Below are 15,417 nucleotides of genomic sequence, written 5' to 3' on the forward strand. Positions count from 1 at the left end.
CGGAGTGTCGATTAGGAACTCGGCCAGAGCCGCCGGAATGGCTGGGAGCAAGACCAATTCGGCTGCGCTACACCAGTCGACCAACAGCGCCCAGTCGTAGCCGTACTACGCAGGCGGACGTGTCGGTGCCACCGCGGTCGCGCTACCGGCGGCAACCGACATGAATGGCGAATATCGCCGACGCGGCGGTCAGACCGTTCCCGTCTCGACCGGCGGTGCGTCGAGCTCGGTACGAGCATGTCTTCATGGACGAGGAACCAACAGCGCCGGTTCGTACGCATGGTTCTGAACCAACACCAGCGTGTCGTCGCGGGCGTAGCACACGGTGACCACGACAGGGTGTACTCCTGCGGTGAAATCGCACCGGTCGCCGATGTTCATGCGGCATCGATGCCTTGGCCACCTCAAGCTCGAACCGCCCCGGGAAACGCCGTGGTCCGGACGAGGTTCGCATGGGCGCGACTAGGCCGAACGCAGATTCATCACTTTGGTTCCAGAGTCATAACTCCACACAGACCCAGCCGACACCCCAACGGACGCGACCGGCCACTCGAACTCCGTCCACGGGAGTCAAGTTCCAATCCCTCAAAACGGTCCACCACCGACCGCAGCGGTCCAAACCACTCATCACTTTCCTTCACCGCAAGGTCGATTGTGACGAGTAAGTGATGGGCTGTTAGCAAAGCAAACAGCCCCTGAACGCGGATAACCGCGGTTCAGGGGCTGTTTCTTGTGCGCCCGAAGGGATTCGAACCCCTAACCTCTTGATCCGTAGTCAAGTGCTCTATCCGTTGAGCTACGGGCGCATCTTCTGTTGTGCTGATTCTTGCGAACCAACCGTACTACATGCTGACTCTTGCGAATCAGCGTGGCGGAGGCGAGAGGATTTGAACCTCCGGACCCGGTGAAGGGTCAAGTCATTAGCAGTGACTCCCATTCGGCCGCTCTGGCACGCCTCCTAGGCTGCCGGCCCTCTCGGACCGCCGGGGTGAAAGATTACACATGCTTACGCCACGAACGCAAAACGCCTGGTCAACCTGCCGTTCACCTTCACCTCAGGAAAGAGTCGAACCAGTCGAAGATCCGCGCCTGGGCTTCGACGAGGGCGTCGGAGGCGGGGTCGGAATACTCGGCGCTACCCGGCTGCCCCTTGACCGCGTCGGCGCGATGACGCAGTCCGCTGTAGCTGACGATGTTCGTCGCCACCGAGGCCCGCGTCGCCGCCTCGCGAAGAGTCTCGATGTGCTCGGGTGGTGTCTTGGGGTCGTTCTCGCCGTACAAGCCCAGCCACGGCGCCTGCAACGCCGGGGCGGCCTCGACCAGAGCCACCGCGTCGGCATTGAGCGGTTCGACGATCCCCGCGGCAGCGACGCTGACCGCCGCGCCGATGCGACGGTTGGTCGCGACGATGAGCGCGGCGGTGCCCGCGTCGTCGAATCCGATGACGCCGACGCAATCCGGGTAGACGCCTCGCGACGTGAGCCAGTCGAATGTGGCGTCGAAGTCCGCGAACAGGTTCTCGCCGAACACCTCGCCGTCGGCTCCGTCACGATGGAAAAGGTCGGGCGCAACCGCCAGCCATCCTTCGAGGGCCAAGGCACGCAGCAGATCGATGAGACTGTCGGGCACCTCGCGCGATTCGTGGAGAACGACGATGCCGCCCCGCACACTGCCCTCGGGCGAGATGGCGGTCAAGGGCACCGTCTGTGGATCGTCCGGCGCTCGAGGGGGCTCTTCGCCGTCCTCCCCGGTATCCACATCGACCCGCAGTACAGCGACATCCGTGAATATTCCCGACATAGGACCAAAATAGTGCCGACGCGCTCGCCCCGGGCCATTACCGACGGACACACTGAAACGTACTCACCGGTGTGAGCGCATAATGTGTGCCGTGACCGCCCGCATTCGCACCGACCTCGACGCCATTCCCGCCTACGTCCCGGGACGGAACTTTCCCGGTGCGATCAAGCTGGCCAGCAACGAGACCACGCAGGGCCCACTGCCGAGCGTCCGAGACGCGATCGCCGACGCCGTGGCGCACGTGAATCGCTACCCGGACATCCTGTCGACCGCCCTCGTCGCGGAACTCGCGAGGATGCTGAACGTCGAGCCGGAGAACGTCGCCGCTGGAAACGGCTCCGTCGCACTGTGCCAGGAGGTCGTGCAGATCACCTGCAACCCGGGCGACGAGGTCGTCTTCGCGTGGCGGTCGTTCGAGGCGTACCCGATCATCGCCCGCGTCGCAGGTGCGACGCCCGTCGAGGTGCCACTCGACGAGAACCACGTCCATGATCTCGACGCCATGCTCGCCGCGATCACCGACCGCACCCGCGTCGTGTTCGTCTGCAATCCCAACAACCCCAGCGGAACCGTCGTCACGCGATCCGCGCTCGAGAAGTTCCTCGATGCCGTGCCCGCCCACGTCCTCGTCGTCCTCGACGAGGCCTACTTCGAGTACGCCCGCGAGAACCCCGAAGGCGAGTACACCGACGGCGTCGAACTCGCGCGCGGACGTCGCAATGTTCTCGTTCTTCGAACCTTCTCCAAGGCGTACGGACTCGCAGGCCTGCGCGTCGGATATGCCGTCGGCGACCCGTCGATCATCACCGCGCTCGGCAAGGTACGCATCGCCTTCGCGGTCAATTCCGTTGCCCAACAAGCAGCTCTGGCATCGCTTGCAGCCAAGGACGAACTGCTGGCACGGACCGACACACTCGTCGTGGAGCGCGAGCGTGTGCGAACTGCGCTGATCGAGATGGGGTACGACGTCGCGCATTCCGACGCGAACTTCGTGTTCATGCCGCTCGGCGACCGCTCCGGAGCGTTCGCGGCGGCAGCGGCCGAGGCGGGAGTCATCCTGCGTGCCTACGGAAACGACGGGGTGCGGATCACCATCGGTGATCCGCACGAGAACGACGCATTCTTGAAATACGCTGCCGCAGCGGCCCGTTAGAGGCCGAGAGCCGTCTTCAGCGTCGGCCATGCCTCACGCAGGTCGTCCTGCCAGTACGGCCACTGGTGGATTCCGTACGGGCGGTACGTGACCGTCGCCGGGATGTCGAGGTAACGCAACCGCGTGTCGAACAACGTGGTGCAGTACAGCGAGGCGGCTTCGAGCGGTCCACCCTGCGCCGCGTCCTGCAAACCCTTTCCGCCCGGACCCATTTCGTACGGACCGGGAAGGCCGGTGCCGGCGGAGACGTAGATGTCCTTGCCGCGCAATGCTTCCGCGTTGCGTGACGGATCGTGCTCGACCCACTTCGGGTCGACGTTCTCGCCCCACATGTTGGTGGCGTTGCCACCGTTCATCGCGACCGTCGCGCGGACGGCGTCCTTCAGGTTGGGCTGCGAGTTGTCGTAGCAGCCACTGAGCCCCGCGACGCCGGTGTACAGATTCGGGTGGCGGGTGATGAGGTCCATCGCCGCTTGTGCGCCCATGGACACGCCTGCGATCGCATTGGTGCCGTTGCCGTCGAAACGGGCGTCGATCAGTGGCGGGAGCTCCGACGTCAGGAACGTCTCCCACATGTTGACCCCGAGAATCGGGTCGGGCATGTTCCAGTCGGTGTAGTAGCTACTGGAGCCGCCCACCGGCAGAACCACGTTGACATCCTTGTCGGCGAAGAAGTCGACGATGTCCGTCTTCTGAGTCCACGTGCTTTCGGCGTAGTTGGACTCCTTGCCCGCGCTGACGCCGTCGAGCATGTAGAGCGTCGGCCGCGACGAGTTCTGCCGAGCCGGCAGGAGCACCTGCACCTGGATGATCTTGTTCATCGCGGGCGATTCGACGAAGACCGCCGCACGACGGTCGGTGATCATGTCGACGCGGTCGATCCGCGCGCTCGTGATCGGTGACGCACCCACGAACGGAGGAGCGCCGTCGGAGCTTCCGGTGCCGGGCAGCGGCTGGGCCGACACGACCCCGGTTACCGACAACGACAACGCGATACTGACTCCCAGCGCTGCCAGGACACGACGGTGCATCGACTGATCCATCCTCCCCCGCCGCGCCGCGAGCGGCGCTGGCACGAACATCGGTCTCGCACCTTACCCGCCGGTAGGTTGGGGGCGCCGCAAGCCGTAACTGCGGCCAGGATAGTCGCGACAACCGTCGTACAAAAGTTTCACGCGATCTTTGGGATATCTACAGAAGGCCTCATGAGCAGGGCCGCGACCAGGAAACACACAGCTCCCACGAATGTTCCGAAGTTGGCTATCGCTGCGTTCGAGAGCTCCCCTGTCGACGGATCCACGAACGCCGCGATCGCCGACACACCGAAGGCGACCGACCCGATCATGTTCAGCCACGTCGTCCGCCAGTTCCGCGCGGCAGGGTCCCACAGGGCATCGGTCTCGGTCGTCGCGAGGACTGCGAGTCCGCTCGCGATGAGGAAGGCCGCCGACCCGAAGACGTCCGGACGCCACACCCATTTGTCCGCCTGTTCCGCCGTCAGACCGCTCACCATCGCGATGCCGGTGCTGACGTTGAAGAGCAGCGTGCCGACGAACTGGATCGCCGCTGCCCACCAATCGAACAGTTCGACCCTCCTCGATTCCTCCCCCGGCACCGGCCTGCCGCTCAGTCGCAGAGCGATGAACCCGGCTGCGGTGAAGAAGAGCGAACCGACGAAGTACGTGACGTTGTCGCTGTCGACGCCGACCCACTGCGCGTAGCCGGGCACCGCAGCAAGTGCGAACAGCACAGAGCCGATGACGAATCCCCAGGATTCGCGTCGCAGCATGCTCAGATTCCTGCATGTGCGACGACCCGGCCGTTGTCGATGGCCGTCACGAGTGCCGCGTGATCGGCTGCGTTCTGCACCGCGTAGACCTCTGCGAAATCGGTGATCGCGTCCTCGAACCTGGTGCTCGATCCCAGGTAACCCGCGATCTCGACCCGGTCCCCTGACCTGGCGTGCGCGTAGGCCAGCACCTTCCCACACAACTGTCCGTACAGTTCCATGCCGCTCGGCTCCATGGCCTCGATGACGGCCGATCCCTTGCCGTCGCGCAACTGACGGAGATAGAAGTCACGCGTCGCGCCGTCGGGGTCGGCGCCACGTTGCCATCCGAGAAAGATGTCACTCGACGCCTGCATCAACCGCTGCCCGTCGACGACGCGTCGGCCCTCGTTGTCGTACGCCGGCCCGGGCCAGTAGCGCGCGATGACGGACTGCTGCGCTTCCTTCGCCTGAAGGAACAGCGGGTCGGTCTCGTCGGCGCCCACCATGAGCAGGATCCAGGCCCGCGTCCCGACACTGCCGACGCCGACGACCTTGCGGGCGAACTGTACGAGGCGAAACGAGTCGAACAGCACCTGCTTGTCCTGCTGAAACGTGGAACGGTATGCCTGTAAACGAGTTTCGAGTTCACGATAGATCGCTGCCGGGTCGTCGTTCATGTCCTCGATCGGAACGACGAGCGGTGGGTCGGCGATGATGCGCCTTCTGCCGTCGACCACCTCGGTCAGCTTTGCCAGGGCTTGAATGTTGTCTCGTGAACGCGCTTTTCGCACCATCTGCTGGGTTCGTTTGCGCTGCACGGGATCGAGCTCGCCCTGCACGGACTCGAGCTCGTCGGTCACCTCGACGTTGGAGTACCACACAGCGAGATTGCCGAGTTCGGCTTGCCGCCTGATGGTTTCGCGGTACGTACATGCCGACGACCGAACGATGCGCCGACGTTGCTTGCCCGAGAACCCGCGCGACTCGGCCGCGATCGCGAGACTCGCTGCGAGTCGCTTCACATCCCATTCGAACGGGCCGGGATGGGTCTCGTCGAAATCGTTGATGTCGAACGCCATTCGACGCTCCGGCGTCGCATAGACGCCGAAGTTGCTCAGATGCGCGTCGCCGCACAGCTGAGTCTCGATGCCGGAATTCGGGGCGCGAGACAGATCGTCGGCCATCACCAGCGCGGCCCCGCGGAAGAACGGGAACTCCGCCGCAGCCATTCGGCCGTATCGAATCGGAACGAGGTCCGGCACACGCGTCGCCGCCTGCTGTTCGAGCAGCGCCACCGGGTCACGACGGACGGCGCGATGCTCGGCGAGAGATTCGAGGGGCGTCGCGCGTCGCGCAGTCTTGCCCCGTTTACGCCGGGCATCGCGATCGAGCGTCAGGGTCATCGATCGATCGTGACGCCCGTCCGGCCGCTCGTCGTCATCCGCTACGGGTGGATTTTTGGAAGTCAGCCGCGGCCGGTCTCGTCCTGCAGCTTGTCGATCATTTCCGACGCCTCCGCCTTGGTCAGGCCCTCGGGCACTTCCTCGTCGGCCTCCTGCGCCAGCGTGTTGAGGTAGCTCTCCTGCGGGCCGGTGGCCGGCTCACCGCCGGTGACCCACTTGTCGGGATCCTTCTCGGGGTTCTGACTGACCTGGGTGTTTTCGCTCATATGTTCGTATACGCCATCGGTGCCCCGCCTAAACCCGTTCATTCGCGGAGATGAATCCGATTGACTGTTCAATCTTCTGGCCCGAAAATCAGACCCTTACCCCCTTTTCGTCAGGAGCACGACAATGAAGAGCAAGAACCTGCTGGTGCGCGCCGGACTCGGTGGCGTCGTCCTTGCGGCCGCCATGGTCACCACGCCCGCCGTCGCAGCCGCAGATCCGATCACGGATTTCCTGTGCAGCTCGGGATCGGCGCAGTTCTGCCCGCCGCCCCCTGCCTTCGTGCCGCCGCCCGCGCCTCAGGCTGCGCCCGCACCTCGGCCGGCACCCGCCCCGAGCGCATTCCAGTACAAGAACTGCACCGAGGCTCGTGACGCCGGCGCGGCTCCCGTCTACCGCGACGAGTACGGCTACGGCCCGCACCTCGACCGCGACAACGACGGCATCGGCTGCGAGTAGCCCCTCGGACCCGCGCTTGTGCAGGCCGAAAAGCCACTTTGCCTGCACAAGCGCGGACTCGATACCGTCGCCTACGTGAGACGACGCCAGCAACCGCCGCTGCCGAAGCGGCATGGGCTGGACCCGGCTAGAGTGCGGATGCCGGAGGACGGGCACTGGACTACGGTCCGCACATTCTTGTCGGACAGCCAAGGTCGGATATCAGGGGCACGCCTCGACGAGATGTTCGCGGCAGGCGAGATCGTCGACATGTTCGGGCCCCTCTCGGTCGACGCTCCCTATATTCCCGGCGAGGCCGTGTGGTTCCACCGCGACCTCCCGGACGAGACGCCGGTGCCGTTCGACATTTCCGTCGTGCATCGCGACGAGACGATCGTGGTCGTCGACAAGCCGCATTTCCTCTCGACCATTCCGCGCGGCGGCCACGTGCTGGAAAGCGCGTTGGTGCGGCTGCGTCGAGACCTCGCGCTGCCGTTCTTGGTGCCCGCACACCGATTGGACCGCGTCACAGCGGGATTGGTGCTGTTCGTCGCCGACCCGAAGGCTCGTGGGGCGTATCAGTCGCTGTTCCAGGACCGCAAGGTCCGTAAGACGTACGAGGCTGTTGCTGCGTCGTCGAATCACGACTTTCCTGTGACAATCGAGAGCCGAATCGTCACGGAGAAGGGCACTTTCGACGCTCGCGAGGCCGACGGTGAACCGAATGCGAAGACCGTCGTCGAACTGCTGGACGTTCGAGAAGGGCTGGGCCGCTACCAATTGCATCCGCACACCGGGCGCACCCACCAGCTACGGCTGCACATGAACTCGCTCGGCACCCCGATCGTCGGCGACGACCTGTACCCGGAACCCACGGGACGCGCGATCGACGACTTCACCGATCCGCTTCAGTTGCTCGCGTCGGAACTCGAGTTCGTGGATCCGGTCTCGGGTGCGACGCGGCGATTCGAGACCGGCCGCACTCTGCAGGCTTGGGACGAAACGAACGAATCCCCCTCCTGAATCGAAGGGGGATTTCGCCCGCGGAAGCGGAGGGATTTGAACCCCCGGACGCGGTTAGACGTCTCTCGCTTTCAAGGCGAGTGCATTGGGCCGCTCTGCCACGCTTCCTGGCCTCGCTACTACGTGGGAGATACTAAACGCTCCGCGAGTAGGGAGCCAATCACCCCTCGGCGCCGGAGCTCGACATCGCCGCGTCGACCTTCTCGAAGATGTCCCCCAACACCGCGAGTTGATGAGGCGTCAGCAGATCCACCAGATGCCTCCGGACGCTGGCCACATGCGTCGGTGCCGCGTCGGCGAGCCGTCGTCGACCCTCGGTGGTGATGACGGCCAGGACGCCCCTGCCGTCGTCGACGCACGTGCTGCGGCCGACCATGCCGTCGGCCTCCATCCTCCGAATCTGATGGGTGAGCCTGCTGCGGGAGGAGAGAACACCGTCGGCGAGGTCGCTCATACGCAACGACCCGTCCGCCGATTCGGACAACATCACCAAGATGCGGTATTCCGCCATCGTCAGGTCATGCCCATCCTGCAAATCCTTGTTCAGTACCCCCTGCAATCGTTGGCCGCCGTCGATATAGGCGCGCCACGCTCTCATTTCCGCAGCATCCAACCACTGCGGGTCCCCCCCGGGACCAAAGGATCGTTCGGCCGTCACGCGACCATATTAAGCAACGAAGCTACCGATGAGTAGCACGCCACGGGGATGTCCGAATCCGACGGTTACGCCTACTGTCGTGGAATGTCCCAACCACACATCGATCCCCCGTACATGGCCGCTGACGACCGTTACGAGTCGATGCAGTATCGACACGTCGGCAGGAGCGGGCTTAAGCTTCCGGCGATCTCGCTGGGCCTGTGGCACAACTTCGGCGACGACACTCCACTCGCCACGCAACGAGCCGTGCTGCGTCGCGCATTCGATCTGGGTGTCACGCACTTCGACCTCGCCAACAACTACGGTCCGCCATACGGCAGTGCGGAGAAGAACTTCGGCCGCATCCACTCCGAGGACTTCGCCGGGTACCGCGACGAGCTGAGCATCTCCAGCAAGGCGGGCTGGGACATGTGGCCGGGTCCGTACGGATTCGGCGGGTCGCGGAAGTATCTGCTGTCGTCGCTCGATCAGTCACTGCAGCGCATGGGCCTCGACTACGTCGACATCTTCTACAGCCACCGGCCCGATCACGACACGCCGTTGGAAGAGACCGCGGGCGCATTGGTCAGCGCCGTCGAGCAGGGCAAGGCGCTTCACGTCGGCATCAGTTCGTACACGCCGGAAGGCACCGCGACGATGGCGTCGTTGCTCGAGAAGGCCGGTGTTCCGCTGCTGATCCACCAACCCAGCTACTCGATGGTGAACCGGTGGATCGAGGACGGCCTTCTCGACACACTCGAACAGGTCGGAGCAGGCGCCATCGCGTTCTCACCGCTCGCGCAGGGAATGCTGACCGACAAGTACCTGTACGGCATTCCCGACGGCTCCCGCGCGACACAGGGCAAATCGTTGAACCCGGACTGGTTCACCGACGAGCACGTCGGGGAACTGAACGCGTTGAACGACATCGCGTCGTCGCGCGGCCAGTCGTTGGCGCAGCTGGCGCTGAGCTGGGCATTGCGTGATCCACGCGTCACGTCGGTGCTGGTCGGCGCATCCAGCGTGCAGCAGCTGGAGAACAACATCGGCGCGTTGCAGAACCTGGACTTCTCGGACGACGAGCTGAGCCGAATCGATCAGCACGCCAAGGATTTTGGGATCAATTTGTGGGACATTTAGGCGCCTGCGGCGCCCGTGCGCGGATAGTTGGACTCTGGGCCAACTATCCGCGCACGGGTGGCGTAGCCGCATAGGGTGGACGCATGCATGCGATAACACTGACAGAGTTCGGTTCCCCCGACGTCATGCAGTGGACCGAGGTCCCCGATCCGACGCCTGAACCAGGACAGGTCGTCGTCGACGTCGCCGCCACCGCAGTCAACCGCGCCGACCTGATGCAGCGTCAGGGCAAGTACCCGCCTCCCCCCGGCGCGAGCGAAATTCTCGGTCTCGAATGTTCCGGCGTGATATCGGAATTGGGCGAGGGCGTACACGACTGGAAAGTCGGCGACCGCGTGTGCGCTCTGCTGGCAGGCGGCGGCTACGCCGAGAAAGTCGCGGTCCCGTCGGTCCAGCTCTTTCCGATTCCGGCAGGCCTGGATCTGCATGCGGCAGCGGCGCTTCCGGAAGTGGCGTCGACGGTGTGGTCGAATCTCGTGCAGTTCGGCGGTATGCGATCCGGCCACACGGTGCTGATCCACGGCGGTGGAAGCGGAATCGGAACGCACGCAATCCAAGTCGCCAAAGCCCTGGGCGCGACGGTGGCAGTGACGGCTGGGTCGAAGGAGAAACTCGACTTCTGCGCGTCCCTCGGCGCAGACATCCTGATCGACTACAAGAACCAGGATTTCGTCGAGGAGCTACCCGATGGCGCCGACCTCATCCTCGACAACATGGGCGCAAAATACCTGGAGCGCAACGTGAATGCGCTCGCCAAGGACGGAAAGCTGATCACGATCGGAATGCAGGGCGGTGTCAAGGGTGAACTGAACTTCGGCGCCCTGATCGCCAAGCGTGGGACCATCCACGCGGCCGGACTCCGCGGCCGACCGGTGACCGGGCCGTCGAGCAAAGCCGACATCGTCGCCGACATGACCGAGCGTCTGTGGCCGATGATCGAGGAGGGACGCGTCGCACCGATCGTGCATGCCGAACTGCCGATCACCGAAGCAGCGGAAGCACATCGGCTTCTCGACGCGGATGCCATCGGCAAGGTGATTCTGCGGGTGAGCTGACCCATGTGCGCGAAAATGCATAGCCCTCTATGTATTTTCGCGCACGGGCTCGCGCTCAGCGAAGCTGAGCCAGGCTTTTTACGAGTTGATCGATCTCGTGCCGCGTCGTGTACGGCGCGAGGCCGATGGTGACGGCACCGCCTTCGTCGTTGACGCCGAGGGCGTCGAGCAGGCGACTCCCACTGTGGATGCCGCTGACCGTTCCGATGCGGTTCTGCGCGAGATGCTCGGCGACCTTCTCGGCGGAGGTGTCGGCGACGGTGAAGCTGAGCGTCGGGATCCGGCTGGGCGCGTCGCCGAGAACCATGACGTGGTCGAGCTTGCCGAGCGCGCGAAGCAGGTAGTCGAACAGGCGGTCGTGGTAGTCCTGCAGCGATCCGATGGACAGCTGCAGGCGTTCCCGACGCGTCCCCGTCGCCGCTTCGTCGAGGTTGGCGAGATAGTCGATCGACGACACGACGCCGGCCAGCAACGCGTACTGGTGACCCGAAACCTCCAGTCGCTCTGCGCCTTTCGCGAACGGGTTGAGCGACATCGACGGAATGCGATCGAGCAGACCGGGATCACGGAACACGAGGGCGCCGACCTTGGGCCCGCCCCACGCAGCTGCACTGACCGCGACGACGTCGGCGGCGAGTTCGTCGATGTCGACGTGCGCGTACGGTGCCGCGCCTGCCGCGTCGACGACGATGAGTCCGCCGACGGCGTGGACACGGTCGGCGGCCACGCGGACGTCGGGCGCGGATCCGACGATCGGCGACGCGGCCGTCATCGCGACGAGACGGGTGGTGGAGGTGATCAGTTCCTCGAACTGCCAGCTCGGGAGTTCACACGTGTCGATCTCGACCTCGGCCCAGCGGACCTGTGCGCCGTAACGATTGGCGATGCGTAACCACGGCGCGACGTTCGCTTCCTCGTCGAGCCGAGACAACACCAGACCGGTCCCCAGCCCGAGCCGAGACGACAGCGATTCGGCGAGCCAGGCGAGCATCGTCGCGCGGTCCGGACCCAACACGACGCCGGCCGGGTCGGCGCCGACGAGGTCCGCGATGGCAGCTCGGGCGGCGTCGAGAAGTCCCGCGCTGCGCCTCGACGACATGTGGCCGGAGGTGTGAGTCGGCGCGCTTCCGCGAAACGCCGTGGACACTGCCGTCGACACACGGTCGGGTATCTGCATACCGTTCTGCGGATCGAGGTGGATCCAACCGTCGCCCAACGAGGGAATCGATCCCCTGACTCGTGCGACGTCGTACCCCATGCCGGACACTCTAGGCGTTGACAACGCGGGCGCGTGTGCCACGCCCCTCGTTCGACAGGACGGCATTTCCTTCGAGCACGCTTGTCTTCCCTCCATGTCCTGAGCCCCTGAACAGGATAATCGGCCCCGCTCGTCGCGCAATCCCTCGTGACGCGTAAGGATGGCTGTATGACGCAATCGGACTCGTTCCCGAATTCCGACAACGGCGACCACGTCGTCGTGATCGGCCCGAACGGACAGCCTCTCGCATTGAGCCGCGAGGAGGCAACCGCTGCCGCCGCCAGGGCGGCGGGAACCGAAGCGCCGTCGAACGACGAACAACCGCTCTCCGAGATGGTCGAGCAGCCGGCGAAGGTCATGCGCATCGGCACGATGATCAAGCAGCTGCTCGAAGAGGTCCGCGCAGCTCCTCTCGACGACGCCAGCCGGGCTCGGCTGAAGGAGATCCACCAGTCGTCGATCCGCGAGCTCGAACAGGGCCTGGCTCCCGATCTGCGCGACGAGCTCGAGCGTCTGGCACTCCCCTTCGGCGAGGACGCCATTCCGTCGGATGCGGAACTCAGGATCGCGCAGGCCCAGCTCGTCGGCTGGCTCGAAGGACTGTTCCACGGAATCCAGACGGCACTGTTCGCGCAGCAGATGGCAGCGCGCGCTCAGCTCGAACAGATGCGGCAGGGCGCACTGCCGCCGGGGGTGAGCATCAACCCCGGTGCAGGCGGTCCTAGTGGCGGCGGTACCGGCCAGTACCTGTAGCCGACCAGCGGAATGACCCGTGGTTCGCTGGGCGGGTAAGGTCGACCGTCGTGTCAGCCCCAGCGAAGAACCCCGAGAACGAAGCAGGAGAGCGCGTGCCCGTTCCCGTTTCGGACTCGCAGACCCTCAAACGCGCGTTCGGCGACCTGAAGACAGGGTTCCGTCAGCGCGAGCTGTGGCTGCACCTCGGATGGCAGGACATCAAACAGCGCTACCGTCGGTCGGTCATCGGTCCGTTCTGGATCACCATCGCCACCGCCGTCCAGGCCACGGCAATGGGACTGCTGTACTCGGTGCTGCTGGACATGGACCTGAAGACGTTCCTGCCGCACGTCGCCGTCGGCCTCATCATCTGGAACTTCATCAGCGCCGCCATCCTCGAAGGTGGCGACGTCTTCGTGGCCAACGAAGGCCTGATCAAGCAGCTGCCGTCGGCGCTGTCGGTCCATGTGTACCGGCTGGTGTGGCGTCAGGTGCTGCTGTTCGCGCACAACCTGATCGTCTACGTCATCATCATCGCGATCTTCCGGCCCACGTTCCACTGGACCGACCTGTCGGCGTTCCCGGCGTTCGCGCTGCTCGCGCTCAACGCGGTGTGGGTCGCGCTGCTGTTCGGCATCATCGCGACGCGCTACCGCGACATCGCACCGATCCTCGCGTCGATGGTCACGCTGCTGTTCTTCATGACGCCGATCGTCTGGACGACGCAGGGTCTGCTGAACCAGGGCGGGCAGGCGGCCGAGCGTGCCCGCCTCGTCGAGATCAACCCGCTGTTCCACTACCTGGACATCCTTCGCGCCCCGATGATCGGGGAGCCGCAGGAGGCGTACCACTGGTACATCGTGCTCGGCTGCACGGCCGTCGGCTGGTTGCTGACGATCGTCGCTCTCAAGAAGTACCGGGCCCGCGTGCCCTACTGGGTTTAGGGGACTTTCATGTCAGTGAGCATCACGACGCACGAAGCCTGCGTCGACTTCCCGATCTTCGACGCCAAGACCAGGTCGCTGAAGAAGGCGTTCCTCGGCAAGGCCGGTGGAGCAATCGACCGCAACAGCTCCGACGTCGTCGTCGTCGAAGCCCTTCGGGACATCACGATGAATCTGAAGGAAGGCGACCGCGTCGGCCTCGTCGGGCACAACGGAGCAGGCAAGTCGACGCTGCTGCGACTGCTGTCCGGCATCTACGAGCCGACGCGCGGCTCGGCGTCGGTCAAGGGCCGCGTCGCCCCCGTCTTCGACCTCGGCGTCGGCATGGATCCCGAGATCTCCGGTTACGAGAACATCATCATTCGCGGGCTGTTCCTCGGGCAGACGCGCAAGCAGATGCTCGCGAAGATGGACGAGATCGCCGACTTCACCGAGCTCGGCGACTACCTCGACATGCCGCTCAGAACCTATTCGACGGGTATGCGCGTGCGCGTCGCGATGGGCGTCGTCACCAGTATCGATCCGGAGATCCTGCTGCTCGACGAGGGCATCGGAGCCGTCGACGCCGAATTCATGAAGAAGGCGCGCATCCGCCTGCAGGAGCTGGTCAAGCGTTCCGGCATCCTCGTCTTCGCGAGCCACTCGAACGAATTCCTCGCCCAGCTGTGCGACCGCGCGATGTGGATCGACCACGGCCAGGTCCGTCAGGAAGGCGGCATCGAAGAAGTCGTCCGGGCGTACGAGGGCGACGACGCCGGTGACCACGTCGCGACGATCTTGAAAGAGCTCGAACGGGACGACAAAAGTGCCTGACGTCGTGGCGCCGGACAAGATCGTCGGCGTGATCGTGACGCACAAGCGTCGGGAGCTCCTGGCTCTGTCGCTCGACGTCATCACCAAGCAGACACGCCCACTGGACCACCTCGTCGTCGTGGACAACGCGCACGAGGATGCGGTGCGCGAGCTCGTCGAGTCGGCGTCGATCCCGACGACCTACCTTGGGTCCCATCACAATCTGGGTGGAGCCGGTGGATTCGCACTTGGAATCCTCTACGCGCTGTCACTCGGCGCGGATTGGGTTTTCCTCGCCGACGACGACGGCCGTCCCGAGGGCCCGCACGTTCTGGAGACGCTGTACGACTGTGCGTCGAAGCACGGCCTCGACGAGGTCTCTCCCGTCGTCTGCGACATCGACGATCCCGACCGTCTGGCGTTCCCGCTGCGGCGAGGTGTCGAGTGGCGTCGGCTGCGGTCCGAGTTGATCGACCCGCGCGATCCCGACGACGATCTGCTCGAAGGAATCGCGTCGTTGTTCAACGGCGCTCTGTTCAAGGCGTCGACGATCGACGCCGTCGGCGTGCCGGACCTTCGATTGTTCGTGCGCGGCGACGAGGTGGAGATTCATCGTCGGCTGCAACGGTCGGGCCTGAAGTTCGGCACCTGCCTGACGACGGCCTACGTGCACCCGAACGGCGCCGACGAGTTCAAGCCGATCCTCGGCGGGCGGATGCACACGCAGTATCCCGACGACGAGACCAAGCGGTACTTCACCTACCGCAACCGCGGTTACCTCATGTCGCAGCCCGGAATGCGGAAACTGCTGCCGCAGGAATGGATTCGGTTCGGCTGGTTCTTCCTCGTGACGACTCACAATCCGAAGGGGTTGGTGGAGTGGTTGCGTCTGCGGCGTCTGGGGCGTCGGGAGTATTTCAGGCGCTGACGCGCATGTGCGTGCGAATGTATACCCCTCGCTACATTTCTACTCACGAGCGCCGAAGGCGCCGTTCTCGGCTACC

16 protein-coding genes and 3 tRNA genes are annotated in these 15,417 nt (G+C 64.7%); 9 read left to right on the top strand and 10 right to left on the bottom strand.

The window, feature by feature from the left end:
* Positions 1 to 733: 733 nt before the first annotated feature.
* The 3 genes from HQ354_RS07140 to HQ354_RS07150 all read right to left on the bottom strand — a co-directional run bounded on the left by HQ354_RS07140 (position 734) and on the right by HQ354_RS07150 (position 1,800).
* Positions 734 to 806: transfer RNA gene (locus HQ354_RS07140), tRNA-Arg, on the bottom strand.
* Between the two features lie 63 nt (positions 807 to 869).
* Positions 870 to 959 (bottom strand) — tRNA-Ser (locus HQ354_RS07145).
* 91 nt (positions 960 to 1,050) lie between these two features.
* Positions 1,051 to 1,800, bottom strand: coding sequence for a dienelactone hydrolase family protein (locus tag HQ354_RS07150; RefSeq protein WP_068423362.1), 750 nt, complete (start codon positions 1,798 to 1,800; stop codon positions 1,051 to 1,053).
* Positions 1,801 to 1,891: 91 nt separating this feature from the next.
* On the opposite strand from HQ354_RS07150, the gene hisC reads away from it, so the two are divergent.
* Positions 1,892 to 2,953, top strand: coding sequence for a histidinol-phosphate transaminase (gene hisC, locus HQ354_RS07155; protein ID WP_068423468.1), 1,062 nt, complete (start codon positions 1,892 to 1,894; stop codon positions 2,951 to 2,953).
* Here hisC and HQ354_RS07160 read toward each other — a convergent pair.
* The 4 genes from HQ354_RS07160 to HQ354_RS07175 all read right to left on the bottom strand — a co-directional run bounded on the left by HQ354_RS07160 (position 2,950) and on the right by HQ354_RS07175 (position 6,393).
* Positions 2,950 to 3,984 (bottom strand): alpha/beta hydrolase family protein, encoded by a 1,035-nt coding sequence (locus tag HQ354_RS07160; protein WP_222634432.1) that lies wholly within the window; start codon positions 3,982 to 3,984, stop codon positions 2,950 to 2,952. The two genes, hisC and HQ354_RS07160, sit on opposite strands and share 4 nt — an antisense overlap.
* 140 nt (positions 3,985 to 4,124) lie before the next feature.
* Positions 4,125 to 4,742, bottom strand: coding sequence for a hypothetical protein (locus HQ354_RS07165; protein ID WP_068423361.1), 618 nt, complete (start codon positions 4,740 to 4,742; stop codon positions 4,125 to 4,127).
* A 2-nt stretch (positions 4,743 to 4,744) separates the two neighbouring features.
* Positions 4,745 to 6,127 (bottom strand): DUF2252 domain-containing protein, encoded by a 1,383-nt coding sequence (locus tag HQ354_RS07170; RefSeq protein WP_068423359.1) that lies wholly within the window; start codon positions 6,125 to 6,127, stop codon positions 4,745 to 4,747.
* 62 nt (positions 6,128 to 6,189) lie between these two features.
* Complete coding sequence (locus tag HQ354_RS07175) at positions 6,190 to 6,393, bottom strand: DUF3072 domain-containing protein (protein ID WP_068423357.1); 204 nt, start codon at positions 6,391 to 6,393, stop codon at positions 6,190 to 6,192.
* Positions 6,394 to 6,517: 124 nt separating this feature from the next.
* Between HQ354_RS07175 and HQ354_RS07180 the strand changes: the two genes are divergently transcribed.
* The gene (locus tag HQ354_RS07180) at positions 6,518 to 6,850 is read left to right on the top strand and encodes an excalibur calcium-binding domain-containing protein (RefSeq protein ID WP_222634355.1); all 333 of its coding nucleotides are present in this window, start codon (positions 6,518 to 6,520) and stop codon (positions 6,848 to 6,850) included.
* Positions 6,851 to 6,925: 75 nt separating this feature from the next.
* Positions 6,926 to 7,852 (top strand): pseudouridine synthase, encoded by a 927-nt coding sequence (locus tag HQ354_RS07185; RefSeq protein ID WP_308115137.1) that lies wholly within the window; start codon positions 6,926 to 6,928, stop codon positions 7,850 to 7,852.
* 21 nt (positions 7,853 to 7,873) lie between these two features.
* On the opposite strand, the gene HQ354_RS07190 is transcribed toward HQ354_RS07185, so the two are convergent.
* Positions 7,874 to 7,960, bottom strand: a tRNA-Ser gene (locus HQ354_RS07190).
* A 52-nt stretch (positions 7,961 to 8,012) separates the two neighbouring features.
* Complete coding sequence (locus tag HQ354_RS07195) at positions 8,013 to 8,510, bottom strand: MarR family winged helix-turn-helix transcriptional regulator (protein ID WP_371828791.1); 498 nt, start codon at positions 8,508 to 8,510, stop codon at positions 8,013 to 8,015.
* 84 nt (positions 8,511 to 8,594) lie between these two features.
* On the opposite strand from HQ354_RS07195, the gene mgrA reads away from it, so the two are divergent.
* Positions 8,595 to 9,629 (top strand): L-glyceraldehyde 3-phosphate reductase, encoded by a 1,035-nt coding sequence (gene mgrA / locus HQ354_RS07200; protein ID WP_222634354.1) that lies wholly within the window; start codon positions 8,595 to 8,597, stop codon positions 9,627 to 9,629.
* 83 nt (positions 9,630 to 9,712) lie between these two features.
* Positions 9,713 to 10,684, top strand: coding sequence for an NAD(P)H-quinone oxidoreductase (locus tag HQ354_RS07205; RefSeq protein ID WP_068423351.1), 972 nt, complete (start codon positions 9,713 to 9,715; stop codon positions 10,682 to 10,684).
* Between the two features lie 55 nt (positions 10,685 to 10,739).
* Here HQ354_RS07205 and HQ354_RS07210 read toward each other — a convergent pair whose 3' ends face one another.
* A complete protein-coding gene (locus HQ354_RS07210; RefSeq protein ID WP_222634353.1) occupies positions 10,740 to 11,942 on the bottom strand; it encodes a cysteine desulfurase-like protein in 1,203 nt (400 codons plus the stop codon).
* Positions 11,943 to 12,110: 168 nt separating this feature from the next.
* On the opposite strand from HQ354_RS07210, the gene HQ354_RS07215 reads away from it, so the two are divergent.
* The 4 genes from HQ354_RS07215 to HQ354_RS07230 are packed head-to-tail and all read left to right on the top strand — an operon-like array spanning position 12,111 to position 15,341.
* Positions 12,111 to 12,695 carry a bacterial proteasome activator family protein gene (locus HQ354_RS07215; protein WP_068423348.1) on the top strand — a complete coding sequence of 195 codons (585 nt, stop codon included), beginning with the start codon at positions 12,111 to 12,113 and terminating at the stop codon, positions 12,693 to 12,695.
* A gap of 50 nt (positions 12,696 to 12,745) precedes the next feature.
* Positions 12,746 to 13,621: an ABC transporter permease gene (locus HQ354_RS07220; RefSeq protein ID WP_068423346.1), complete on the top strand. Its 876-nt coding sequence runs from the start codon at positions 12,746 to 12,748 to the stop codon at positions 13,619 to 13,621.
* 9 nt (positions 13,622 to 13,630) lie between these two features.
* Entirely contained in the window at positions 13,631 to 14,434 is an 804-nt protein-coding gene (locus HQ354_RS07225) for an ABC transporter ATP-binding protein (RefSeq protein WP_068423344.1), read from the top strand.
* The gene (locus tag HQ354_RS07230; protein WP_371828790.1) at positions 14,427 to 15,341 is read left to right on the top strand and encodes a glycosyltransferase; all 915 of its coding nucleotides are present in this window, start codon (positions 14,427 to 14,429) and stop codon (positions 15,339 to 15,341) included. Before HQ354_RS07225 ends, HQ354_RS07230 begins: the two co-directional genes overlap by 8 nt.
* Positions 15,342 to 15,417 lie beyond the last annotated feature (76 nt).

Source organism: Rhodococcus sp. BP-261, from assembly GCF_019835205.1.
GTDB classification, from domain to species: Bacteria; Actinomycetota; Actinomycetes; order Mycobacteriales; family Mycobacteriaceae; genus Rhodococcoides; species Rhodococcoides kyotonensis_B.

Excerpts from the sequence above, each read along its gene's own strand:
- HQ354_RS07150 (WP_068423362.1), bottom strand. The coding sequence starts at position 1,800 with ATGTCGGGAATATTCACGGATGTCGCTGTACTGCGGGTCGATGTGGAT.
- HQ354_RS07160 (WP_222634432.1), bottom strand. The coding sequence starts at position 3,984 with ATGCACCGTCGTGTCCTGGCAGCGCTGGGAGTCAGTATCGCGTTGTCG.
- HQ354_RS07165 (WP_068423361.1), bottom strand. The coding sequence starts at position 4,742 with ATGCTGCGACGCGAATCCTGGGGATTCGTCATCGGCTCTGTGCTGTTC.
- HQ354_RS07170 (WP_068423359.1), bottom strand. The coding sequence starts at position 6,127 with ATGACCCTGACGCTCGATCGCGATGCCCGGCGTAAACGGGGCAAGACT.
- HQ354_RS07175 (WP_068423357.1), bottom strand. The coding sequence starts at position 6,393 with ATGAGCGAAAACACCCAGGTCAGTCAGAACCCCGAGAAGGATCCCGAC.
- HQ354_RS07180 (WP_222634355.1), top strand. The coding sequence starts at position 6,518 with ATGAAGAGCAAGAACCTGCTGGTGCGCGCCGGACTCGGTGGCGTCGTC.
- mgrA (WP_222634354.1), top strand. The coding sequence starts at position 8,595 with ATGTCCCAACCACACATCGATCCCCCGTACATGGCCGCTGACGACCGT.
- HQ354_RS07205 (WP_068423351.1), top strand. The coding sequence starts at position 9,713 with ATGCATGCGATAACACTGACAGAGTTCGGTTCCCCCGACGTCATGCAG.
- HQ354_RS07210 (WP_222634353.1), bottom strand. The coding sequence starts at position 11,942 with ATGGGGTACGACGTCGCACGAGTCAGGGGATCGATTCCCTCGTTGGGC.
- HQ354_RS07215 (WP_068423348.1), top strand. The coding sequence starts at position 12,111 with ATGACGCAATCGGACTCGTTCCCGAATTCCGACAACGGCGACCACGTC.
- HQ354_RS07225 (WP_068423344.1), top strand. The coding sequence starts at position 13,631 with ATGTCAGTGAGCATCACGACGCACGAAGCCTGCGTCGACTTCCCGATC.